This is a genomic window from Pseudomonas sp. IPO3774, assembly GCF_013386835.1.
In the GTDB taxonomy this organism is placed as follows: Bacteria; Pseudomonadota; Gammaproteobacteria; order Pseudomonadales; family Pseudomonadaceae; genus Aquipseudomonas.
The window spans coordinates 162,223-184,432 of the sequence record NZ_JACAQY010000018.1 but is presented as its reverse complement, the minus strand read 5'-3'; the positions used below and the strand labels follow the sequence as shown (position 1 = coordinate 184,432).

Below are 22,210 nucleotides of genomic sequence, written 5' to 3'. Positions count from 1 at the left end.
CGAAAAAGTGCGCCACTTTACCATAAGGGTCCGGTGGAAGGGCTGGCCTGCCCCAGAGCATCCTGACGCAGGGGCCGCTCTTTGGTAACGCTGTTTTGCGGCGGGCGCTCGCGCCAGAAACGCCGCTGGCTGCGCGCGGCCAGCGGCGGCTGGAAGGTGCCCAGTTGCAGGCGGAGTGCGCCTTGCTCGGCACTGTCATAAATCGCGCTGCCCATGGCCTGGTAACGCTCCAGCACCTGTGGATGCGGGTGGCCAAACCCATTGCTGCGCCCCCGGGAAATTAACACGGCCTTGGGTGCCAGGCGCTGTAGAAAGGCCCATGACGACGAGCTGCGGCTGCCGTGGTGCGGCGCTTGCAGCCAATCGACAGGAGCGCCCATGGGAGTGGCCAGCAATGCCCGCTCGGCGTCATGGTCAATATCCCCGGTCAGCAACAAGCGCTCGCCATTGGCCTGCACCCGCAACACGCAGGACATCTGGTTACCGTCCGTCGCATCAGGCCATTGCCATAGCTCGAACCTCACGCCGTCCCACTCCCACTGCTCGCCGCTGACACACGCCAGGGTACCGAGCGAGGCCGGCAGCCGTGCCGTCTCACCGCCCACCACACGCTTGACCGGCAACCCTTGGGCGACGGCCAACGCGCCGCCGGCATGATCGGCATCGGCATGACTGAGCAGCATCACGTCCAGCTCTGCGACACCCAGCTTGCGCAACGCAGGCAATACGACACGCGCGCCAAGATCGAACTCACCGGAGCGCGGCCCGGCGTCATACAGCAGTACATGGTTGCGGGTACGCAGGATGATCGCCAACCCCTGGCCGACGTCCAGTTGCACCACCTCGACCAGCCCATGAGGTATCGACTCCCGCGGCGGAAACACCGCCAGCAGCAACATCGGCCAACCCAGCAGCCGAAACGGAACGCCCTTGGGCAGCAATAACAGCACTGCCCCCAGCAGGCTCACCAGCCAATAGCCAATGGGCACTTGCGCCGGTATCCAGGCCGGCAAGTACTGCGCCAGCAGCGCCAGTGCCTTGAACAGCCCGTCCAGTGTGCCGCCCGCCAGCCATAACAACCCCTCTCCTATATAAGGCAGCGGCAATAACACCGTACCCAGCAAGGCCAGGGGCAGCACCACCAGGCTGATCCACGGCACCGCAACCAGGTTGGCCAGCGGCCCGCTCAGGCTGATGGGCAGGCCGAGCACCAGCAGCAGCGGAAACAGGCCGATGGCAATCAACCATTGGGCGCGGGTCCAGGCTTGCCACAAGGGCCAGGGGCCCAATCGGCCACTGAACGCCAAAATCAGCACCGCAACAGCCGCAAAAGACAACCAGAACCCCGGCTGCAGGCTGGCCAGCGGTTCGAGGATCAGCACCGCGTCCAGCGCCAGCAACAGCGGCCACCAGATTCCCAGGTGACGAAACCGCAGACGCCACAGCAATACCAGGCCCACCATCACACAGGCCCGTTGCACCGGCACCTCGAAACCTGCCAGCAGGCCGTAGCCCAGCGCTGCAGCAAACGCCAGGCCGCAGGCCCAGGGCAGCCACGGCAAAGGTTTCGGCCAACCCCCGTAGCGCGCAAGACCGGCGACCAGGCCATAGATCAACCCCGCCAGCAGGCCGATGTGCTGCCCGGATATCACCAGTAAATGCACGGTGCCAGTGGCTTGCAGGACCCGCCAATCCTCGGCGGCCAACCCGGAACCATCGCCGAGCACCAGCGCCGCCAGGCCCGCCTCTCGCCCCTGGGCATCCACTGCCAGGAGCCGCTGGCGAATCCCGTCGCGCCAGGCATGTCGTGGCGGTGCCAGCAGTTGGCCGTCCTTGACCGAGCCGGTGGCGCCAATCCGCTGGGCCAGCAGCCAGGCTTCATAGTCAAAGCCATCGGCATTGAGCAATCCGGAAGGACGCTTGAGAGTCACCGCCAGTCGCCAGCGCTCACCGCTCTTAACCGGTGGGCCGCCGCGCCAGGACACGCGAATGCGCTTGGGAAGCAGGTCCTTGCGTGACCGGCTGTCGGTCAGTTCGAAGCGCACACCGTCGCCCATCTGCTGCGGTAACCCGCTGACACGCCCTTCCACCCAGCGGGTCTGGCCATCCAGATGCGGGGCCAACCGGTCATCCAGCGCCCACTGCGCGCTGAGGCATGCCCAGCCCAGGCCAAGCAGGAAAAACCCCAGCGGATAGGTACGAAAAGGCAACAGCATCAGGGCCAGCACCGGCATCAGCAACAGCCAGCCGCCGGACGGCAACGCGGGTAAAAAACGCAAGGCGAGCAGCCCCAGCGCGAGTGCGAACATCCCTGTTCTCATGGATCTTTCCTTGAAAGCGACCCATTGAGTCTTAGCCGGGCTAGCGGTGTGGCCTATTATTATTTGTCACAAAGTCTGAATTTCACGTTCGTGGAATGCGGGCATACTTGCCCCTCGAACTGACCTGGACCCCTTATGCCACGGCGCTTATTCAAACGGTACATGCCCGATCCGACCAGCATTCGGGAACACAAGTCCTTACGCTTTCTCGGCAAGTTGCTGCATGACCCGAATCTCTGGCACCTCAATCGGCACTCGGTCGCGCGGGCCATGGCCGTTGGCCTGTTCGCGGCATTCATCCCCATTCCCTTGCAGATGCTGCTGGCAGCGGTCCTCGCCATCAGCGTGCGCGGCAACATGCCGATTGCCGTGAGCCTGGTCTGGTTGACCAACCCGATTACCATGCCGCCGGTGTTTTTCTGCACCTACATGACCGGGGCCTGGCTGATGAATGTGCCACCCCGCAGCATGCCCGACGAGCTGACCTGGGAATGGATCAGCGGGCAGTTGTCGACGCTGTGGCAACCGTTCCTGCTGGGCTCGGTAGTACTGGGGCTGGTGATGGCGGTGCTGGGTTATTGCCTGACCATGGGCTATTGGCGCTGGTGGGTGGCCCGACAGTGGAAAAAACGCAAACAGCGCAGGTTGTAACCGTTAGCGCGCCAGCAAGCGCATGTGCACACGTAAACCCTGGCCGGTATTTTCCGCCCACAGGCTGCCGTCCTGACGCTGCACAGCGTTGCGCGCAATGCTCAAGCCCAGGCCAAAGCCGCCGTCGCCGGGCCTTGAACCGTCCAGCCGGGTGAATGGCGCAAAGATTCGCTCCAACTCCACCTCATCGATCCCGCCGCCCTGGTCTTCCAGCCACAAGTGCCAGTGATCCCCCTCACGCTGCCCGCCCAATTGCACCGTTCCGTATTGCGCAGAGTGCCGGATGGCATTGCGCAGGATGTTCTCCAATGCCTGGGCCAGCAGGTTCAGATGACCGCGCACCCAGCAGTCGGCCCCCAGCTCGCACTGCAAGCGTGAAGCCGGCCAGCCACTTTCAAAACAGGCGTTTTCCCGGAGTATGTCCCACAGCGCCTGCACCTGGATGTCTTCCTTGGGCAACGGCGCGCGTTCGGTGTCGAGCCAGGCCAGTTGCAGGGTGTCGTCCACCAGGCGCTGCATGCCGTCGATTTCCCTCCCCAGGCGCTCGCGCAGCTGGGTCAGGTCCTGCTCGCTGTCACTGGCCACGCGCAGGCGGCTCAACGGTGTGCGCAACTCATGGGACAAATCCCGCAGCAGTTGCTGTTGCAGGGCCACGGTGCCTTGCAGGCGTTCAGACATCTGGTCAAACGCGCGGCCCAATTCCCCCAGTTCATCCTGGCGGCTGGTGGTGTCGCGGGAAAGCCGGGTGCCCAGTTGATCGGCACGCCAGGCGTTGGCCTGCTCTCGCAGGTGGTTGAGAGGCATGATCAACAGCCGGTAGAGGCCGATGCACAGCAGCAGGGTGAACAGGCCGGGAATCACGCCATTGGTGACGATCCGCCAGAGCAGCTGGTTTTGCCCGGGCATGAAACGCCGCGGCAACTCGATCACCAGGGAGCCCGCACCCGGGTCGAGCGGGAACGGGATTTTCAACCACGGCAGGCCCTTGGCATGCCGGCTGACGGGCCAGTCCAGGCCGCGCAGGAAGGTCAGGCGCTGGCTCTCCTTGTCCGTCAGTGGGTAGCTGCTCAGGGATTGCAGGTCGTTGCCGATGACCCCCACCCAGGTGCGCTCGCGCTGGCCCAGGGTGTGCAACCATTCGTCCACACCGGCGTTGCCGCCCTTGTTCCAGGCCAGTTCCGCGCCAGCGGCATAACCGCTCAGGGTGGCGCGGGCCTCGCTGGACAGAAAGGCATTCTGCTCTTCCATATACCGGCCCCATGACCAACTGAGCCAGATCATCAGCAAGCAAAACGCGATCAGCAGGCAGGCCAGTTTCCAGAATAACGAATGCTTGCCCGGCAGCCGTTTGAACGCGGCTTTAAAGCCCGTCATCGTGACCGCTCAACACATAGCCCTTGCCCCACACCGTGCGCACTTCCCGCTCGCTGTAGCCGACAGCCTTGAGCTTGCGACGAATCTGGCTGATGTGCATGTCCAGGCTGCGGTCATGGGGCGCATAGCCGCGCTGGAACACATGCTGGTAGAGGAAGGCTTTGCTGAGGACTTCTTCGGCGTTGCGGTGCAGGGTTTCCAACAGGCGATATTCGCTGCGGGTCAGGCCGGCCCACTGCTCCCGGTGAAACACATCACACAGCTCGTCATCGAAACGCAGGCTGCGGGCATCGCCGCGCACCGCCGCCAGGGCCGGCAACGGCCGCCGGTCCAGGGCGACCCGGCGCAGGATCGCTTCGATGCGCACCCGCAACTCGGCCATGCTGAACGGCTTGGGCAGGTAATCGTCGGCCCCCAGGCGAAAACCGCTGATGCGATCGGCTTCGGCCCCCAGGGCCGACATCAGGATCACCGGCATCGAATGGCTCTGGCGCAAATGCGTGAGCACCGACAACCCGTCCATGCCCGGCAGCAGGATGTCCATCAACACCACGTCGAAGCGCTGATCGCGGGCCATTTGCAGGCCCTGCTGGCCATTCTGGCACCAGGTCACCTGGAAGCCACAGAGGCCCAATTGCTCATGGACATAGGCGCCAAGCACAGGATCGTCTTCAATCGCCAGGATACTGGGTAAGCCAAGTGCTGCGGGATTCATTAGCGTCTGCAAGTCATTCTCAATGACTGATTATTCAAGATTGCCCCCCCATGAGCAACCGCCGCCGGGCGTCCGGCGGCCCAAGGTTTGCCTCAGGTCATTAATTTTGCAAGATTCCCCGCCGCGCAAATGGCTACACTGCGCAGGTGGCGCGGGCCGGATGCCTGCGTGGAATTCGACAACAGTGTGGTAGCAGGAGAGTGGCGTGCTTAAAAGAATGGGGATAAAAGGCCGCGTACTGTTGCTGACCTTATTGCCTACCAGCCTGATGGCGTTGCTGCTGGGCGGGTACTTCACCTGGATGCAGCTTTCGGAGTTGCAGTCGCAGTTGCTGCAACGCGGCGAGATGATCGCCGAGCAACTGGCGCCGCTGGTGGCCCCGGCCCTCGGCACCAGGAACACCGACCTGCTGGAACGCATCGCCACCCAGTCCCTGGAACAAACCGATGTGCGCGCCGTGTCGTTCCTCGGGCCCGACCGCACGCCCCTGGCCCACGCCGGGCCGACCATGCTCAACCAGCCGCCCATCGGCAACAGTTCGCACCTGCTGCAGCGCACCGGCAATGACGCCACCCGTTATCTGCTGCCGGTGTTCGGCCGCCATCGCAACCTCGCCGGTGAACTGATCCCGGATGAATCCGACCGCCTGCTGGGCTGGGTCGAGCTGGAACTGTCCCACAACGGCATGTTGCTGCGTGGCTACCGCAGCCTGTTCGCGAGCCTGCTGCTGATCGCCATCGGCCTGATCTGCACGGCAGCCCTCGCCTTGCGCATCAGCCGTACGATCAACTCACCGATCGGCCTGATCAAACAGGCCGTCGCGCAACTCAAGGACGGCAATCTGGAAACCCGCTTGCCACCCCTGGGCAGCCAGGAGCTGGATCACCTGGCCTCGGGCATCAACCGCATGGCCGAGACCCTGCAAAACGCCCAGGAAGAATTGCAACACAGCATCGACCAGGCCACCGAAGACGTGCGGCAAAACCTCGAAACCATCGAGATCCAGAACATCGAGTTGGACCTGGCCCGCAAGGAAGCCCTGGAAGCCAGCCGCATCAAGTCGGAGTTTCTGGCCAACATGAGCCATGAGATCCGCACGCCGTTGAACGGCATCCTTGGTTTCACCCATTTGTTGCAGAAAAGCGAACTGTCACCGCGCCAGCTGGATTACCTGGGCACCATCGAAAAATCCGCCGACAACCTGCTGGGCATCATCAACGAAATCCTCGACTTCTCGAAAATCGAGGCCGGCAAGCTGGTGCTCGACAGCATCCCGTTCAACCTGCGGGACTTGCTGCAAGACACCCTGACCATCCTCGCCCCGGCCGCCCACGCCAAACAGCTGGAGCTGGTGAGCCTGGTCTACCGCGACACGCCGCTCGCCCTGGTGGGTGACCCGCTGCGGCTCAAGCAGATCCTCACGAACCTGGTGAGCAACGCGATCAAGTTCACCCGCGAAGGCACCATCGTTGCCCGCGCCATGATTGAAGACGAACAGGAAGACAGCGTACAACTGCGCATCAGCGTGCAGGACACCGGCATCGGCCTGTCGAACCAGGATGTGCGGGCACTGTTCCAGGCGTTCAGCCAGGCGGACAATTCGCTGTCACGCCAACCCGGCGGGACCGGCCTTGGCCTGGTGATTTCCAAGCGCCTGATCGAACAGATGGGCGGTGAGATCGGCGTCGATAGCACGCCGGGAGAAGGCTCGGAATTCTGGATCAGCCTGAACCTGCCGAAAACCCGTGACGATATCGAAGACCTGCCCTCCGCGCCGCTGCTGGGCCGGCGCGTGGCGGTGCTGGAAAACCACGAGCTGGCGCGCCAGGCCCTGCAACATCAGCTGGAAGACTGCGGCCTGGAAGTCACCCCGTTCAACAGCCTGGAAAGCCTGACCAACGGCATCACCAGCGCCCACCAGACCGAACAGGCGATTGACCTGGCCGTGCTGGGCATCACCGCCAACGACATTCCGCCGGAGCGTTTGAACCAACACCTGTGGGACCTCGAACACCTGGGCTGCAAGGTACTGGTGTTGTGCCCGACCACCGAACAGCTGCTGTTCAACCCCTCGGTGCCCAACCCCAACAGCCAGTTGCAGGCCAAGCCCGCGTGCACCCGCAAACTGCGTCGCGCCCTGGCCGACCTGATCAGCCCGCGCCCGCTGCGCAGCGAACCCGGCGAGCCCCTGTCCAGCCGCGCGCCGCGGGTGCTGTGTGTCGACGACAACCCGGCCAACCTGCTGCTGGTGCAAACCCTGCTGGAAGACATGGGCGCCAAGGTCCAGGCGGTGGAAAGCGGTTACTCGGCCATCGAGGCAGTGAAGCAGGAAGCCTTCGACCTGGTGCTGATGGACGTGCAGATGCCGGGGATGGACGGTCGCCAGAGCACCGAGGCAATCCGCACGTGGGAAAGCGAACGCCATGGCACACCGCTGCCCATCGTCGCGCTGACGGCCCATGCGATGGCCAACGAAAAACGCGCCCTGCTGCAAAGCGGCATGGATGATTACCTGACCAAACCCATCAGCGAACGGCAACTGGCCCAGGTGGTGTTGAAATGGACCGGGCTGGCCCTGCGCAACCAGGGCCCGGACCGTGGCACCGAAAGTTTCGGGCATGCCACGCAATTGCCGGTACTGGACCATGAAGAAGGTTTGCGCCTGGCGGCCGGTAAGGCGGATCTGGCGGCAGACATGCTCGCGATGCTGCTGGCCTCGCTGGAAGCGGACCGTGAAGCGATTCGCGTCGCCCGTGACGCCAATGACCGCAACGCCCTGATCGAACGGGTGCACCGCCTGCACGGCGCCACCCGGTATTGCGGCGTGCCGCAACTGCGTGCGGCCTGCCAACGGGCCGAGACTCTGCTCAAGCAGGACGACGCCAAGGCCATGCCGGCCCTGGATGAACTGGACATGGCGATTGCCCGGCTGGCCAGCGAGGCGCGGGTCAGCGCGTAAACTTTCGGGGCAATGTGGACAGGGAGGCTTGCTGTGGCGAGGGAGCTTGCTCCCGCTGGAGTGCGAAGCGCTCCCAGGATTTTGGGGCCGCTGCGCAGCCCAGCGGGAGCAAGCTCCCTCGCCACAGCAAGCTCCTCGCCACAGTAAGCTTCCTCACCACAGACAAGCCCCCTCGCCACAAAATCAGCTTTCCATCATCAAGAAGGAATATTTGATGCGCATCATCCTCTTCAGCAGCCAGACCTACGACCGCGACAGCTTTCTCGCCCAACCGCTGCCCGAAGGCATGCAGCTGCAATTCCAGCCGGCCCGGCTGAACCTCGACACCGTGGCCCTGGCCGAACACCACGAAGTGGTCTGCGCCTTTATCAATGACGACCTCAGCGCCCCGGTGCTGGAACAACTGGCCAACGGCGGCACCCGTCTGATCGCCCTGCGCTCGGCCGGTTATAACCATGTCGACCTGCCCGCCGCCAAACGCCTGGGCCTGACCATCGTGCGGGTGCCGGCCTATTCGCCCCATGCGGTGGCCGAACATGCGGTCGCGTTGATCCTGGCCCTCAATCGCCGCCTGCACCGCGCCTACAACCGCACCCGCGACGGTGACTTCAGCCTGCACGGCCTGACCGGGTTCGACCTGGTGGGCAAGACCGTCGGCGTGGTCGGCACCGGGCAGATCGGCGCCACGTTCGCCAAGATCATGGCCGGGTTCGGCTGCCGGCTGCTGGCCTACGACCCCTACCCCAATCCGCAGGTCGAGGCTCTTGGCGCCCGGTATGTGAGCCTGCCGCAGTTGCTGGGCGAGTCACAGGTCATCAGCCTGCATTGCCCGCTGACGGCGGACAGCAAACACCTGATCAACGCCCAAAGCCTCGCCCATATGCAGCCCGGCGCGATGCTCATCAACACCGGGCGCGGCGGCCTGGTGGACACCCCGGCGCTGATCGACGCACTCAAGGACGGCCAGCTCGGCTATCTGGGGCTGGATGTGTATGAAGAAGAGGCCCAGCTGTTTTTCGAAGACCGCTCGGACCTGCCCCTGCAAGACGACGTATTGGCGCGCCTGCTGACCTTCCCCAATGTGATCATCACCGCGCATCAGGCCTTCCTGACCCGCGAGGCGCTGGGGGCGATTGCCGGCACCACCCTGGCCAACATCGCGGCGTGGGCTGGCGGGCAGGCGCAAAACCTCGTCGAAGGATGATCAGCGGTCACATAGCCGCGCCATGATGGGTAGCGGCGCATGATAGGATGCCGCGCCTATTTGGAGGATCCATGGCCGAACACGATTTCCGCTTCAGCTTGCTGAGCCCGCAACACACCCTGATCGAATGCCGGGCCCTGGTGCCGGGCCGTTATCAAGTCACCGGCAACGGTGGCTCGATCAAGAACGGCGACGTTCTGATCGTCACCCTGCGCGGCAGCAAAACCCTGTCGATGCGCCTGACCGTCGAAGGCGATGCGCGCTACTCCATCCGCCCGGCGGGCCAGTGGGTCGCCATGGCCCAGGGGCCGAAATTCGGCGAACTGGAGATTCACACCTGGAAGGTCAACTGCGACAGCTGCGAAAACGTGCTGGAGTTTGAATTCGCAGTGGAAACCAAGCTGACCAAGGAACCGCTGCAACCGGCCGCCACTGCACGGGTTACCGAGTTGGGCTGGGCCACCCTGGGTGACAAGCACCGCTGCCCGAAATGCCAGCAGGCCGCGCAATGAAAGCCCTGCTGATGCTGGCCGTGCTGGGTGCAGGCCTTGCGGGCTGCGCCAGCGACGAGGTCAAGCTCAAGCAGGATCACAGCTACGTGGTGGAATGGATCGGTGAGCGGCCGCTGATGGATTACGCCCACCTGACCGTGACCCTCGGCGCCGATGGCCGGGCCTACGGCAATGGTGGCTGCAACCATTGGTTCGCGCCCTACACCCTGGATGGCGACAAGCTGAGCTTCGGCAAGGTCGGCAGCACCCGCAAACTCTGCGCCGAAGCGCTGATGGAGCAGGAGCACCGCTTCTTCCAGGCCCTGCAGGGCGTGCAGCGCTGGGACATTTCGCCGATCGAACAGACCCGTTTCTGGCCGGCGGATGGCAAGCCGTTGCGGTTGTGGCTGGAAGAAGGCTGATCTGTAAGGCGCAGCAGGTCTAAATGTGGGAGCGGGCTTGCTCGCGAAAGCGGTGGATCAGTCGATGTATCCGGTGACTGTCACACCGCATTCGCGAGCAAGCCCGCTCCCACATTTTTTATCCGCGCAACGCCTTGAGCTTGGCCAACACCCCTTCCGCCGTCTGCTCACCCATCAGTTGCTCGCGCACCTTGCCCTTGTCATCAATGATGTAGGTCACCGGCAAGGCTTCACTGCGGGGAATGTCGAAGATCCCGTCCGGGTTCTGCGCCAATACGGTGAACTTGATGCCCAGCTTCTCGCTGGCGCTCTTGAGCTCTTCACCCTGGACGTTGTCGAAATTTACCCCGAACACCCCCACCGACTGGCCCTTGAGCTGTTCGGCCAAGGCGTTGAGTTCCGGGATTTCGGTACGGCACGGGCCACACCATTCGGCCCAGTAGTTAACCACCAGCCATTGCTTGTCCAGGCGTTCGGCGGCCACTTTCTGACCATATTGGTCAACGCCATAATCATTGCCACAGCCGCTGAGCAGCAGTGTGCCGATGATTGCCAATGCGCCTAACAGTCGCCTCGTCATGGGGTAATCCTTCGTAAAAATGAACGTTGGCTGCGGCCTATCGCCTCTCATGGTTTAAGGACGCGGCGCAGCGCGGGTAGAATACCCGCCACCTTACGCAAGATGCGACCCGCACATGACCGATCTGACGCTTTATCACAACCCGCGCTGCTCGAAATCCCGCGGTGCGCTCGAACTGCTGGAAGCCCGTGGCCTCACACCGACGGTGGTGCGCTACCTGGAAACCCCGCTCGACGCCGCGCAATTGCAGGCCCTGCTGGGCAAGCTGAACATCAGCGCGCGGCAACTGCTGCGTACCGGCGAGGACGAATATAAAACCCTCAACCTGGGTGACACCAGCCTCAGCGAAGCACAGTTGATCGCTGCCATCGCCGCTCATCCGAAACTGATGGAGCGCCCGATCCTCGCCACCGCCGACAAGGCCGTGATCGGCCGCCCACCGGAGAACATCCTGGAGCTGGTTTCGTGAGTGCGCCGTATGTGCTGGTGTTGTATTACAGCCGAAACGGTTCAGTCAGCGAAATGGCCCGGCAGATTGCCCGGGGCATCGAGCAAGCCGGGCTTGAGGCGCGGCTGCGCACCGTGCCGGCCATCTCCAGTGAATGCGAGGCCGTGGCGCCGGACATTCCGGTCGACGGCCCGCTGTACTGCAGCCTCGACGACCTGAAGAACTGCGCAGGCCTGGCGCTGGGCAGCCCGACCCGTTTCGGCAACATGGCCGCGCCGCTCAAGTACTTTCTCGACGGCACCAGCAACCTGTGGCTGACCGGCGCCCTGGTCGGCAAGCCGGCGGGTGTGTTCACCTCCACCGCCAGCCTGCACGGCGGCCAGGAGACCACGCTGATGTCGATGCTGCTGCCGCTGCTGCACCACGGCATGCTGATCACCGGACTGCCCTACAGTGAACAGGCGCTGCTCGACACCAAGGGCGGCGGTACGCCTTATGGCGCCAGCCACCATTCCGGTGCCGACGGCAAGCGTGCGCTGGATCAACACGAGATCGCCCTGTGCCGCGCCCTCGGCCTGCGCCTGGCGAAGACCGCTGCGCTGCTGGAGAACGGCCGTGGCCAGGAAGCCTAAGGTACTGCCGCCCCAGGCATGGCTGGAGCCACGGGTCAAGGCGATGCGGGCGTTGAGCCTGCTGGCGTTCCTGGGATTGGTGGGGCTGCTGTGCGCCTACTACCTGGTGTTCGCCGATCTGCATGGCGCGCGGCCGTGGGTGATTCTGCTGATCGAATTGGTGCCGCTGCTGTTGCTGGCGCCGGGGATGATCCTGGGCAGCGCGCGCGGGCATTCATGGATGTGCTTTGTGGTGAACCTGTATTTCATCAAGGGCGCGCTGGCGGCGTATGACCCGAACAGGCAGTGGTTTGGTGTGCTGGAAATGCTGGCGAGCCTGGCGGTGTTCTGCACGGCGTTGATGTATGTGCGGTACCGGCATCAGCTGAATCGGCGGTTGGCGGGGGAAGGATTGCCTGCCTGATGCTTTTGTAGTGCCTGACCTGCCGCTATCGCAGGCAAGCCAGCTCCCACAGAGGAATGCATTCCAAGTGTGGGAGCTGGCTTGCCTGCGATGGCATCAACCCGGTATCAATGATTCACGGTGTAAGCCAGCATCATCGACAACTGGCACATCGGCCGCCCGCTCTCGGCATGCCACTGGTTGAATGCGCCCTGCACCGTGGCCAGGTCCCGCAGGCTGGTGGGCACCTTGTCGACGATCTTCTGCGCATTCAGCGCCGCCACCACGTCATAGCTCGGCACGAACGTGTCCTTGCCCACCATCCGCAAAAAGCGTGGCGCCGACAGCCCGCCCAACTGGTGGCCGTGCTTGCTCAGGTACTTCCACAGGCCGACGATATCGGTCACCGGCCAGTCGGCAATAAACCCGCCGAAGCTGCCTTTTTCCTTCTCGATATCCAGAATCATCTGCGCATTGCGCGGCACGCTCTTGAGCTTGCCCAGGTGACGGATGATGCGCGTGTCCTGCATCAGCCGCTCCAGGTGCTCGGCGCCCATGAGTACGACTTTTTCCGGGTCAAACCCAAAGAACACCTGCTCGAAGGCCGGCCACTTGGCGTCCACCACGCTGTGCTTCAGGCCGGCACGAAACACCCGCAGCGACAGGGTCGACAGGTAGCGGTCATCGCTGATCTTGCGCAGTTTCGCCGGGGTCAGGGGCACAGGCAGGTGGGCTTCCAGCTCGGCCGCCGAACCAAACCGGTTCAGACAATATTCGTGCAGCCACTTGTAATCGCGCATGCCCTCTCCTAAGGATTGAAATGAAAACGGCGCCCAGGAGCGCCGTCTGTCAGAGCGGTGAAAACACTCAGAGGTTCACTACGTTGACGAAGCGCGACGCCGCACTTTCGTCGATACGCAGGCTGGTGAAGTCGAACAGGTTACGGTCGGCCAACTGCGACGGCTGCACGTTCTGCAAGCTGCGGAAGATGCTGTCGACGCGGCCCGGGGTCTTGCGGTCCCAATCCTGGAGCATGTCCTTGACCACCTGGCGCTGCAGGTTTTCCTGGGAGCCGCAGAGGTTGCACGGGATGATCGGGAATTGCTTGAGGTCGGAGTAGGCCTGGATGTCCTTCTCATGGCAGTACGCCAGTGGGCGTATCACCACGTTGCGCCCGTCATCGGCCCGCAGCTTGGGCGGCATGGCCTTGAGGCTGCCGTTGAAGAACATGTTGAGGAAGAAGGTTTCGACGATGTCATCGCGGTGATGACCGAGGGCCATCTTGGTCGCGCCGATTTCGTCGGCAAACGTATAGAGCGTGCCACGGCGCAGGCGCGAGCACAGCGAGCAGGTGGTCTTGCCTTCCGGGACCAGCTCCTTGACCACCGAATAGGTGTCTTTCTCGACGATGTGGTACTCGATCCCCAATTCCTTGAGGTAGGCCGGCAGCACATGCTCGGGAAAACCCGGCTGCTTCTGGTCCATGTTCACGGCAACGATGTCGAACTTGATCGGCGCGACCTTTTGCAGGTGCATCAGCACGTCGAGCATGGTGTAACTGTCCTTGCCGCCGGACAGGCAGACCATGACCTTGTCGCCCTCTTCGATCATATTGAAATCGGCGACTGCCTCGCCGGCCAGGCGACGCAGGCGTTTTTGCAGTTTGTTCTGGTTGACCGTAAGAGTGCCCATGGCGCTTGGATCCGCGAAAGGTGTGTGACGAAAAGCCGGGTATTTTACCGGGATGGACGACCGAGTTCCAATGTGGGAGCGGGCTTGCTCGCGAACGCGAAGTGTCATTCGCCAGGTGTTTAGCTGACCCACCGCATTCGCGAGCAAGCCCGCTCCCACAGTTGACCGCATTCCAATCAACAGACCCCGCCGCGATTAAGCCCAATGTTTACAGCGCAATTTGCTCTAAAGCCCCACACTTTTTCCGGTCATCACTTCCTATACTGCGACATAAGGTCGCACATATATCCAGACCTTTCAGGCCAATTGGCCCGTGGGCGCTCCGCTGGGGGGCGATGGTAATAACGACAGGAGTGACTGGCATGATCCATCACGTCGTGGGACTTTTCACCCACCCCGATCAGGAATGGCGGGAAATTCGTGGCGATAAAGAAGAAAGCATCGGCCACATGTACCTCACCCACACGCTGATTCTCGCGGCCATCCCCGCTGTCTCAGCCTTTATCGGTACCACTCAGGTGGGTTGGGTTATCGGCAGCCGCGCCCCGGTGATGCTGACGGTGGAAAGCGCGTTGTGGATGACCCTCATGTCCTACGCGGCGATGCTCGGCGGCGTGGCGGTGATGGGCGCGTTCATTCACTGGATGGCCCGCACCTATGACGCCAACCCCAGCATGGCGCGCTGCGTGGCGTTTGCCACCTACACCGCGACACCGCTGTTTATCGGCGGGCTGGCGGCGCTGTACCCGCATATGTGGCTGGGCATGGTGGTGGGCACGGCGGCCATTTGCTACACGGTGTATCTGCTGTACGTGGGGCTGCCGACCTTCATGAACATCCACCCGGACGAGGGCTTCCTGTTTTCCAGCTCGGTACTGGCGGTAGGCCTGGTGGTGCTGGTGGCGATCATGGCCTTTACCGTGATCGTCTGGGGGCTGGGCGTAGGCCCGATCTACACCAACTGACGCGGTTTACCCGCAGGAAAAGCCACCGCAAGGTGGCTTTGTGCGTTATGCATGACCATTCGGCGCCTGACAGATTCGGATACACCCTTGTTTGCGGCATACTGGACATCTCTGGAGATATGTACAGCATGCCCGAGCAACTCAATACCCGCGTCGAAGATTGTTTCCTGCAAGCCGAATCCTTTTTCAAACGAAGCTTCAAACGCCCCCAGGTCAGCCTCAAGCTGCGGGGCCAGAAGGCCGGTGTCGCGCATTTGCACGAGAACCTGCTGCGCTTCAACCCGCAGCTGTACCGCGAAAACAGCCAACACTTCCTTAAACAGACAGTCGCCCATGAAGTGGCCCACCTGATTGCCCACCAATTGTTCGGCGAGCGCATCCAGCCCCATGGCGAGGAATGGCAGTTGATCATGCGTGGGGTTTACGAACTGCCGCCGGACCGCTGCCACACCTATGAAATCCAGCGGCGGCGCGTCACCCGGTATATCTACCGCTGTCCGTGTGCCGACAGTGACTTCCCGTTTTCGCCCCAGCGTCACGGGTTGGTGGGCCAGGGGCGGCGGTATTTGTGTCGCAGGTGTCGGCAGACTTTGGTGTTTACCGGGGAAACCCGCGTCGAGTGAGGTTTGTGGTGGATTTAAGGGCCCCTTCGCGAGCAAGCCCGCTCCCACATTTGATCGCATTCCAACGATGGAACTCGGTTGAATGTGGGAGCGGGCTTGCTCGCGAAGGGGTCGGCCCAGGCGCTACTGAACTACCTTGGCACGCCGCAAATCGTCTATCTGCTGAGCACTGAAGCCCAACTCCGCCAACACCTCATCGCTGTGAGCGCCCACCGCCGCGCCTATGTGCCTGGCCGCCGGCAAGCCCTCGGAGAACCTCAGCGGGCAGGCGATTTGCGCCTGGCTGGAACCATCGCCCCGCGGCACCTGGCTGACCAGCTCCCGGGCTTTCAACTGCGGGTGTTCAACGGCCTCGCTCAGATTCAGCACCGGCTCGACACACGCATCAATCCCGGCAAACAGCTCACACAGCTCATCAAAGCTGCGTTTCTCGAACTCGACCTGCAGCGCCAGCTTGAGGGCTTTCTGCTGCTCGGGTTTGGGCGATAGGCCCATTGCCGCCAATTCAGGGCGGCCAAGGGCCGTACACAACTGCTGCATAAACGCCGGCTCCAGACTGCCCACCGACAACCAGCGTCCTTCCCGCGATCGGTAATAGTCATAGAAACTGCCGCCATTGAGCACCTGGTTCTCCCACGCCGGCTCCACGCCGCACGCCAGGTAACCGGCGCCGGCCATGGCATTCAGGCTGAAGGCGCAGTCGGTCATGCTCACGTCCAGGTATTGCCCCACCCCACTGTGCTGCCGGGCAATCACCGCCGCCAGCAAACCGATCACCGCGTGCAACGAGCCGCCCCCCACATCCGCCAACTGCACACCCAAGGGCAACGGCCCGCTGTTCTGGCGCCCGGTGTAGCTGGCAATGCCTGCCAGGGCCAGATAATTGATGTCATGGCCGGCGCGATCCTTGTAGGGGCCGGTCTGGCCGTAGCCGGTGATGGAGACGTAGATCAGCTTTGGGTTGATCGCCTTCAACGCCTCGTAACCCAGGCCCAGGCGCTCCATGACCCCGGGGCGGAACTGCTCGAGGACGATGTCGTAGTCCGCCACCAGTTGCCGCACGATCGCCACCGCCTCGGCCTGTTTGAGGTCCAGGGCCAGGCTGCGTTTGTTGCGGTTCAGATAGGCATGGCTGGCCGACACGCCCTGGTCATGGGGCGGCAGTACTCGCAGCAGGTCCATGCGTGTGGGGGATTCGATGCGCAACACCTCGGCGCCCATGTCGGCCAGCAGCAACGAGGCGAACGGCCCCGGCAGCAAGGTGGAGAAATCCAGTACTTTGAGGGACGCCAAGGGACCTGACATGCGGACTCCGATTCCGATTCGATTGGCCACAGAGTAGGCAAACCCGGCGGTCGGCGGCAATCACATAAACCATCATCCGAAGTGACTGATGCTTCCCGAAGGCATAAAAAAACCCATCCGAAGATGGGTTTTTCACAAACGCTGCAGCCTTACTTGACGGCGGTTGGAGCCGGGCCTTCGGCCACGCCCAGGTCGTCTTCTTCACGGGTGTCGGAGATACCGCGACCACCGGAAGCCAGTTCGACTTTCAGCTTGTCTTCGTCCAGTTCCTTGACCCACTTGGCCACAACCAGGGTTGCAACAGCGTTGCCAACCAGGTTGGTCAGTGCGCGGGCTTCGGACATGAAGCGGTCGATACCCAGGATCAGCGCCAGGCCGGCAACAGGCAGGTGGCCAACAGCCGACAGGGTAGCGGCCAGTACGATGAAACCACTACCGGTCACGCCAGCAGCGCCCTTGGACGACAGCAGCAGTACCAGCAACAGGGTGATCTGGTGGGTGATGTCCATGTGGGTGTCAGTCGCCTGGGCGATGAACACGGCAGCCATGGTCAGGTAGATCGAAGTACCGTCCAGGTTGAAGGAGTAGCCAGTCGGGATAACCAGGCCGACTACCGACTTCTTGGCGCCCAGGCGTTCCATCTTGATCAGCATGCGTGGCAGTGCGGATTCGGACGAGGAAGTACCCAGTACGATCAGCAGTTCTTCACGGATGTAGCGGATCAGTTTCAGGACGCTGAAGCCGTGTGCGCGGCAGATGGCGCCCAATACCAGCACCACGAACAGGATGCAGGTGATGTAGAAGCAGATCATCAGCTGACCGAGCTGCACCAGCGAACCTACGCCGTAGGCACCGATGGTGAACGCCATGGCGCCCAGGGCACCGAGTGGCGCGAGCTTCATGATCATGTTGATGATGTTGAACATCACGTGGGCGAAACGATCGATGAAGTCCAGCACCGGCTTGCCGTAGGCACCCAGGCGGTGCAGGGCGAAACCGAAGATCACTGAGAACATCAGCACTTGCAGGATGTCACCGGTAGCGAACGCGCCAACGATGGTGTTCGGGATCACGTTCAGCAGGAAGCCAACGATGCTCTGGTCGGCACCGGCAGTCACGTAGGCCGCGACTTTGGAGGCGTCCAGGGTAGCCACGTCGATATGCATGCCGGCGCCCGGTTGCACGACGTTGACCACGACCAGGCCGATCAGCAGGGCGATGGTGGAGACAATTTCGAAGTACAGCAGCGCGTAGCCGCCGGTCTTGCCGACCGATTTCATGCTTTGCATGCCAGCGATGCCGCTGACAACGGTGCAGAAGATGATCGGGGCGATGACCATTTTGATCAGCTTGATAAAGCCGTCACCCAGTGGCTTGAGGGCCACGCCGGTCTGCGGGTAGAAGTGACCGAGCAAAATACCGATAACGATTGCAACGATCACCTGGAAATACAGGGATTTGTACAGTGGCTGACGAGTCGTCATTGCAAAGTTCCTCAATCGTCCCGTGTGGCAAATATCCGCCATTGCCCACGACACTTGAATTGCGAACCCTCCTGCACTGGAGGGATTTGTTGTTTGAGAGCCTGCTCGAGGCGGTCTCCCTGCGCTCTGTATCGCAAGCGTCGTGCCACTTCTGCTGAAACTCCCTGAAGGCCTTTAGACATCAGCGCTCGGGCGATTTCCAGCTTAAGGTTATGCCTACAGACAGTGGCGGATTTCCGCCCGCTCGCCTGATCTCGTCCTACAATTTGGCGGATATCCGCCTTGTTGCACCCGCCCGGGGTGGCTAACATCCGCCACTCAATGGACGAGGCCCCTCATGCGTGAACGAACCATCGCCAGTCACTACGCCCGAGCCGCTCTCGGCGGTGCTCGCCGGGCCGGCTACGATTATTCGGGCCTGCTGCAGCAGGTCGGCATCACTGCGGAACTGCTGAGCGAGCCCCGCGCCCGCATCGCCCCCGAGCAATTCACCCAGTTGTTGCAAATGCTGTGGCTGGCGCTGGATGACGAATACCTGGGCTTCGCCGAAGGCCCGAGCAAGCGCGGCACCTTCGCCATGATGTGCCACGCGCTGATTCACTGCCGCACCCTGGAGAAGGCTCTGGAACGCGGCTTATTATTTTATAGCCTATTCCCGCAGGGTCCGCGCTGGCGTCTGACACGTGAAGGGGAAATGGCCCGCCTGAGCCTGGACGATTCGCAACTCTGGGACCCGGATCACTTCCTCAGCGAATGCCTGCTGGTGATCTGGCACCGCCTCGGCAGTTGGCTGATTGGCCAGCGCATCCGCCTGCACCAGGCCACCTTCAGCTACCCGACGCCGCCCCACGCCGGTGAGTACGACTTGCTGTTCCCCTGCCCGCAGGTATTCGCAGCGCCCACCAGCAGCCTGGTGTTCCCCAGCCGCTACCTGAGCCTGCCGTTGTTGCAGGACGAGCGCACCCTCAAGCATTTCCTCGAACGCTCCCCGGCCGACCTGCTGTCGCGGCCGGATGAAGGCGACAGCCTGAGCAGCCAGTTGCGCCGCTTATTGAGCCGCGACCGCACGCCCTGGCCCGACCTCGAAGCCGTCGCCCAGCACCTGCATATCAGCCCGCAGACCCTGCGTCGGCATTTGCGGGAGGAAGGCACCAGCTTTCAGGCGCTCAAGGATGAGTTGCGCCGGGACATTGCGATCTATCATTTGGGGCGGGCGGATTTATCGCTGCAGGAGATCGCCGAGCAGCTGGGGTTTTCCGAACCGTCGGCGTTTCATCGGGCGTTCAAGAAGTGGACCGGGCTGACGCCGGGGGCCTATAGAGCACAAGAAACCTAGGTGTGTATTGATGCGACTGGCCTCTTCGCGAGCAAGTCCGCTCCCACATTTGACCGAGTTCCACCTTGGGAATGCCATCGAATGTGGGAGCGGGCTTGCTCGCGAAGAGGCCGGCACAGCCAATAAAGATCAAACAGCCGGGAAGTGGATCTTGAACGCAGCCCCACCCAGCGGTGAATCCCCAAGGGTCAGCCGGGCGCCATAGCTTTCAATGATGTCCTTGACCACCGCCAGGCCAATCCCCTGCCCCGGATGCTGGCGGTCGAGCCGCTCGCCCCGCTGCAGGATGCGCGCACGCTGGTCCGGCGGCACGCCGGGGCCATCGTCTTCGATGCACAACTCGGTGCCCTCCAGGCTTTCCTGCAAGGTGATGCGCACTTCGCTCAGGCACAGGCGATAGGCGTTCTCCAGCAGGTTGCCGAGCAGTTCCAGCAAGGCGCCCTTCTCGATCGGCACGTCGCATTCGTCCGGCAGTTCAAAGGCGACCTTCACGCCCTTATCGCGATAAACCTTGTCCAGCGTGTCGCACAGGCTTTGCAGCACCGGCTCCAGCCGCACCTGGTGGCGCACCAGGCCGCTTTTACGCAGGCTGGCGCGCTGCAATTGGTAGCTGATCTGCTGGCTCATGCGTTCGATCTGCGATTGCAGTACCCAGGCCTGGTCCCGATCTTCGGGGCGCTGGGCCATGTCTTCACTCACGCCTTGCAACACCGCCAACGGGGTTTTCAGGCTGTGGGCCAGGTCATCCAGGGAATCGCGGTAACGGGTGCGTTGCTCCCGCTCGCTGTGGAGCAACCGGTTCAGGGAGCCGGTCAGGCGCAGCAGCTCGCGCGGGTGTTGCTCGCTGAGGCTTTCCCGGGTACCGCCTTCGATTTCATCCAGTTCCTGGCTCAGCCGGCGCAGCGCCTGCAGGCCCCAGGTCAGGCCCAGCCACAACAGGGTCAGCAGCACCAGCAAGGCGGCGCCGAAGCCCAGGTAGAGGTTTTCCCGCAGGCCTTCGAGGGTCAGTTGGTATTCACGCACCGGTTGCAGGGCGACGATACTGAACGCCGCGCTCTTGCCGCCCAGCAGCTTGACCTCGACGTCATAGACAAAAAATTCCTGGCCGTTGGCCTCGCGTATCCGCGCAAATTCGTTGCCGCGCCCGTCATAGCGCGGCTTGTAGTTGATGTTCTCTTCCTGTGTGGCGCGCGACCGCCAGACCAGATGGCCTTCGCGGTCATAGATGTAGCCCAGCAGGCGGCTGTCGGTGAGGTTGAAACGCTCGTCCGGCAACTGCGCGGGCATCAGCAGGCGATTGTTTTCAACCCGGGCAGCCGAAATCAGCGTCGTGACATCCGACGCCAGGCGCTGCTCGATGGAGTCCTGCAGGGCCAGGCTGAAGGCGCCCTGCATGGCCGGCAACAAGGCCAGCATAAACAGCACGGCCAGGATGGTGGCCGCGAGCATCAAACGTACACGTAGCGAGCGAATCAACGGCAGCGCTCATTGAACAGGTAGCCCAGGCCACGCACGGTGTCGATCGGTTTGAAACCCGCCGGGCCTTCCAGCTTGCGGCGCAGGCGGCCCACCAGCACTTCGATCACGTTCGGATCACGCTCGTCGTCATCGGGGTAGAGCTGTTCCATCAGGCGGTCCTTGGCGACCACTTGCTGGTGATGCCGCATCAGGTATTCGAGGATGCGGTATTCGTAGGCGGTCAGCGCCAGTGGCTGTTCGTCGAGGGACGCCTGCTTGCGATTGAGGTCCAGCAGCAACGGCCCGGCGACGATGGTGGATTGGGTGAATCCGCTGGAGCGGCGCAACAGTGCGTTCATCCGCGCTTCCAGCTCTTCGAACTGGAACGGCTTGACCACGTAGTCGTCGGCACCTGCTGCCAGGCCTTCAACCTTGTCCTGCCAGTTGCCACGGGCGGTCAGGATCAGGATCGGGAAGGTCTTGGCCTGGGCGCGCAATTGGCGGATCAGGTCCAGGCCGCCCATGCCGGGCAGGCCCAAATCGATGATCGCCAGGTCGTGGTTGAATTGCCCGGTCTGGTACAGCGCCTCTTCGGCGTTGGCGACGGCCTCGACCACGTGACCGCTGTCGGTAAGGCGGGTCAACAGGTGATGGCGCAGCAACGCCTCATCTTCGACAACCAGCAATTTCATAAAGCTCTCCAAGGCAAATCAACTTTCCAACTGGGGTATATCATAGCGGCCCTGCAGGTCTTGCTGGCGCAATTTACTGCCGTTGAAGTGACCTGACAGGTTTTCATTGCCCACGCGGTAGTCTGACTGCGGGGTGTGCTGGCCCAGGGACTGGCCCCATGGAGCCGCCTGTTCTCCGGCATCCTCGAAGCTCACCCGCTGGAGAAGGCTGTAGGGCTTTTTGCTCTTCTCCTTGGAGAAACCCGCGAAACTCGAATCAGAGGCCTGGACGCCAGCGGTGGCGCTGAGCATGGTTAAGGCCAACATCAGCTTCTTGATCGCAGTCATGGTGCTACCTCATACGCTTGGGCTTTGGGTACGGGGCCAGACTACGCAGACGCCCCTGAACTCCCCCTGAACACTCTCTGAACCTGGGCTGAACCGAGGCCGGCTACTGTGTAAAGAGTTATTTACGTATCCCCGGCCGCAGGCTATCC

22 protein-coding genes are annotated in these 22,210 nt (G+C 62.5%); 11 read left to right on the top strand and 11 right to left on the bottom strand.

What is annotated here, in order from left to right:
* Nucleotides 1-17 precede the first annotated feature (17 nt).
* Nucleotides 18-2,309 (bottom strand): DNA internalization-related competence protein ComEC/Rec2, encoded by a 2,292-nt coding sequence (locus HYE77_RS12670; RefSeq protein WP_177068841.1) that lies wholly within the window; start codon nucleotides 2,307-2,309, stop codon nucleotides 18-20.
* A gap of 147 nt (nucleotides 2,310-2,456) precedes the next feature.
* On the opposite strand from HYE77_RS12670, the gene HYE77_RS12665 reads away from it, so the two are divergent.
* Complete coding sequence (locus HYE77_RS12665) at nucleotides 2,457-2,972, top strand: DUF2062 domain-containing protein (RefSeq protein WP_004371367.1); 516 nt, start codon at nucleotides 2,457-2,459, stop codon at nucleotides 2,970-2,972.
* Nucleotides 2,973-2,975: 3 nt separating this feature from the next.
* Here the strand turns inward: HYE77_RS12665 and HYE77_RS12660 are convergent, their stop codons facing one another.
* Both HYE77_RS12660 and HYE77_RS12655 read right to left on the bottom strand, forming a co-directional pair.
* Nucleotides 2,976-4,346: a sensor histidine kinase gene (locus HYE77_RS12660; RefSeq protein ID WP_177068840.1), complete on the bottom strand. Its 1,371-nt coding sequence runs from the start codon at nucleotides 4,344-4,346 to the stop codon at nucleotides 2,976-2,978.
* The gene (locus HYE77_RS12655; protein ID WP_004371371.1) at nucleotides 4,333-5,061 is read right to left on the bottom strand and encodes a response regulator transcription factor; all 729 of its coding nucleotides are present in this window, start codon (nucleotides 5,059-5,061) and stop codon (nucleotides 4,333-4,335) included. Before HYE77_RS12655 ends, HYE77_RS12660 begins: the two co-directional genes overlap by 14 nt.
* Before the next feature lie 205 nt (nucleotides 5,062-5,266).
* Between HYE77_RS12655 and HYE77_RS12650 the strand changes: the two genes are divergently transcribed.
* From HYE77_RS12650 to HYE77_RS12635, 4 genes are all read left to right on the top strand, one after another.
* The gene (locus tag HYE77_RS12650) at nucleotides 5,267-8,020 is read left to right on the top strand and encodes a response regulator (protein WP_008434994.1); all 2,754 of its coding nucleotides are present in this window, start codon (nucleotides 5,267-5,269) and stop codon (nucleotides 8,018-8,020) included.
* Nucleotides 8,021-8,234: 214 nt separating this feature from the next.
* Nucleotides 8,235-9,224: a 2-hydroxyacid dehydrogenase gene (locus HYE77_RS12645; RefSeq protein ID WP_177068839.1), complete on the top strand. Its 990-nt coding sequence runs from the start codon at nucleotides 8,235-8,237 to the stop codon at nucleotides 9,222-9,224.
* A gap of 71 nt (nucleotides 9,225-9,295) precedes the next feature.
* The gene (locus tag HYE77_RS12640; RefSeq protein ID WP_177027683.1) at nucleotides 9,296-9,736 is read left to right on the top strand and encodes a hypothetical protein; all 441 of its coding nucleotides are present in this window, start codon (nucleotides 9,296-9,298) and stop codon (nucleotides 9,734-9,736) included.
* Nucleotides 9,733-10,137, top strand: a complete 405-nt coding sequence (locus tag HYE77_RS12635) for an META domain-containing protein (RefSeq protein ID WP_004371380.1) — start codon at nucleotides 9,733-9,735, stop codon at nucleotides 10,135-10,137. Before HYE77_RS12640 ends, HYE77_RS12635 begins: the two co-directional genes overlap by 4 nt.
* 118 nt (nucleotides 10,138-10,255) lie before the next feature.
* On the opposite strand, the gene HYE77_RS12630 is transcribed toward HYE77_RS12635, so the two are convergent.
* A complete protein-coding gene (locus HYE77_RS12630; RefSeq protein ID WP_004371382.1) occupies nucleotides 10,256-10,717 on the bottom strand; it encodes a TlpA disulfide reductase family protein in 462 nt (153 codons plus the stop codon).
* 115 nt (nucleotides 10,718-10,832) lie between these two features.
* On the opposite strand from HYE77_RS12630, the gene arsC reads away from it, so the two are divergent.
* Genes arsC through HYE77_RS12615 form a run of 3 tightly spaced genes read left to right on the top strand, consistent with a single transcriptional unit; the run spans nucleotide 10,833 to nucleotide 12,200 of the window.
* Complete coding sequence (arsC, locus tag HYE77_RS12625) at nucleotides 10,833-11,186, top strand: arsenate reductase (glutaredoxin) (RefSeq protein ID WP_008435325.1); 354 nt, start codon at nucleotides 10,833-10,835, stop codon at nucleotides 11,184-11,186.
* On the top strand, nucleotides 11,183-11,797 hold the full coding sequence (gene wrbA, locus HYE77_RS12620) for an NAD(P)H:quinone oxidoreductase (RefSeq protein WP_004371390.1): 615 nt from the start codon (nucleotides 11,183-11,185) through the stop codon (nucleotides 11,795-11,797). The genes arsC and wrbA overlap by 4 nt, the downstream gene beginning before the upstream one ends.
* Nucleotides 11,781-12,200 (top strand): DUF2069 domain-containing protein, encoded by a 420-nt coding sequence (locus tag HYE77_RS12615; protein WP_004371393.1) that lies wholly within the window; start codon nucleotides 11,781-11,783, stop codon nucleotides 12,198-12,200. The genes wrbA and HYE77_RS12615 overlap by 17 nt, the downstream gene beginning before the upstream one ends.
* A gap of 107 nt (nucleotides 12,201-12,307) precedes the next feature.
* Here HYE77_RS12615 and HYE77_RS12610 read toward each other — a convergent pair whose 3' ends face one another.
* Nucleotides 12,308-12,979, bottom strand: coding sequence for a DNA-3-methyladenine glycosylase I (locus tag HYE77_RS12610; RefSeq protein WP_004371396.1), 672 nt, complete (start codon nucleotides 12,977-12,979; stop codon nucleotides 12,308-12,310).
* 67 nt (nucleotides 12,980-13,046) lie between these two features.
* Nucleotides 13,047-13,871, bottom strand: a complete 825-nt coding sequence (gene ttcA, locus HYE77_RS12605; protein ID WP_008435321.1) for a tRNA 2-thiocytidine(32) synthetase TtcA — start codon at nucleotides 13,869-13,871, stop codon at nucleotides 13,047-13,049.
* Between the two features lie 362 nt (nucleotides 13,872-14,233).
* On the opposite strand from ttcA, the gene HYE77_RS12600 reads away from it, so the two are divergent.
* Both HYE77_RS12600 and HYE77_RS12595 read left to right on the top strand, forming a co-directional pair.
* On the top strand, nucleotides 14,234-14,836 hold the full coding sequence (locus HYE77_RS12600) for a Yip1 family protein (protein ID WP_004371402.1): 603 nt from the start codon (nucleotides 14,234-14,236) through the stop codon (nucleotides 14,834-14,836).
* Between the two features lie 128 nt (nucleotides 14,837-14,964).
* The gene (locus HYE77_RS12595) at nucleotides 14,965-15,459 is read left to right on the top strand and encodes a SprT family zinc-dependent metalloprotease (protein WP_004371405.1); all 495 of its coding nucleotides are present in this window, start codon (nucleotides 14,965-14,967) and stop codon (nucleotides 15,457-15,459) included.
* 123 nt (nucleotides 15,460-15,582) lie between these two features.
* Here HYE77_RS12595 and HYE77_RS12590 read toward each other — a convergent pair whose 3' ends face one another.
* A complete protein-coding gene (locus HYE77_RS12590) occupies nucleotides 15,583-16,764 on the bottom strand; it encodes a CaiB/BaiF CoA-transferase family protein (protein ID WP_177068838.1) in 1,182 nt (393 codons plus the stop codon).
* A gap of 149 nt (nucleotides 16,765-16,913) precedes the next feature.
* A complete protein-coding gene (locus HYE77_RS12585; RefSeq protein WP_008435307.1) occupies nucleotides 16,914-18,248 on the bottom strand; it encodes a dicarboxylate/amino acid:cation symporter in 1,335 nt (444 codons plus the stop codon).
* Nucleotides 18,249-18,585: 337 nt separating this feature from the next.
* Here HYE77_RS12585 and HYE77_RS12580 point away from each other — a divergent pair, with 337 nt between their 5' ends.
* Entirely contained in the window at nucleotides 18,586-19,584 is a 999-nt protein-coding gene (locus tag HYE77_RS12580) for an AraC family transcriptional regulator (protein ID WP_003214223.1), read from the top strand.
* A 129-nt stretch (nucleotides 19,585-19,713) separates the two neighbouring features.
* Here HYE77_RS12580 and HYE77_RS12575 read toward each other — a convergent pair whose 3' ends face one another.
* From HYE77_RS12575 to HYE77_RS12565, 3 genes are read right to left on the bottom strand one after another with little or no spacing between them, the layout of a single operon-like run.
* Nucleotides 19,714-21,060 carry an ATP-binding protein gene (locus HYE77_RS12575; protein ID WP_023659245.1) on the bottom strand — a complete coding sequence of 449 codons (1,347 nt, stop codon included), beginning with the start codon at nucleotides 21,058-21,060 and terminating at the stop codon, nucleotides 19,714-19,716.
* The gene (locus tag HYE77_RS12570; protein ID WP_003214228.1) at nucleotides 21,057-21,734 is read right to left on the bottom strand and encodes a response regulator transcription factor; all 678 of its coding nucleotides are present in this window, start codon (nucleotides 21,732-21,734) and stop codon (nucleotides 21,057-21,059) included. Before HYE77_RS12570 ends, HYE77_RS12575 begins: the two co-directional genes overlap by 4 nt.
* A gap of 18 nt (nucleotides 21,735-21,752) precedes the next feature.
* A complete protein-coding gene (locus tag HYE77_RS12565; RefSeq protein WP_003214230.1) occupies nucleotides 21,753-22,061 on the bottom strand; it encodes a hypothetical protein in 309 nt (102 codons plus the stop codon).
* Nucleotides 22,062-22,210: the final 149 nt, after the last annotated feature.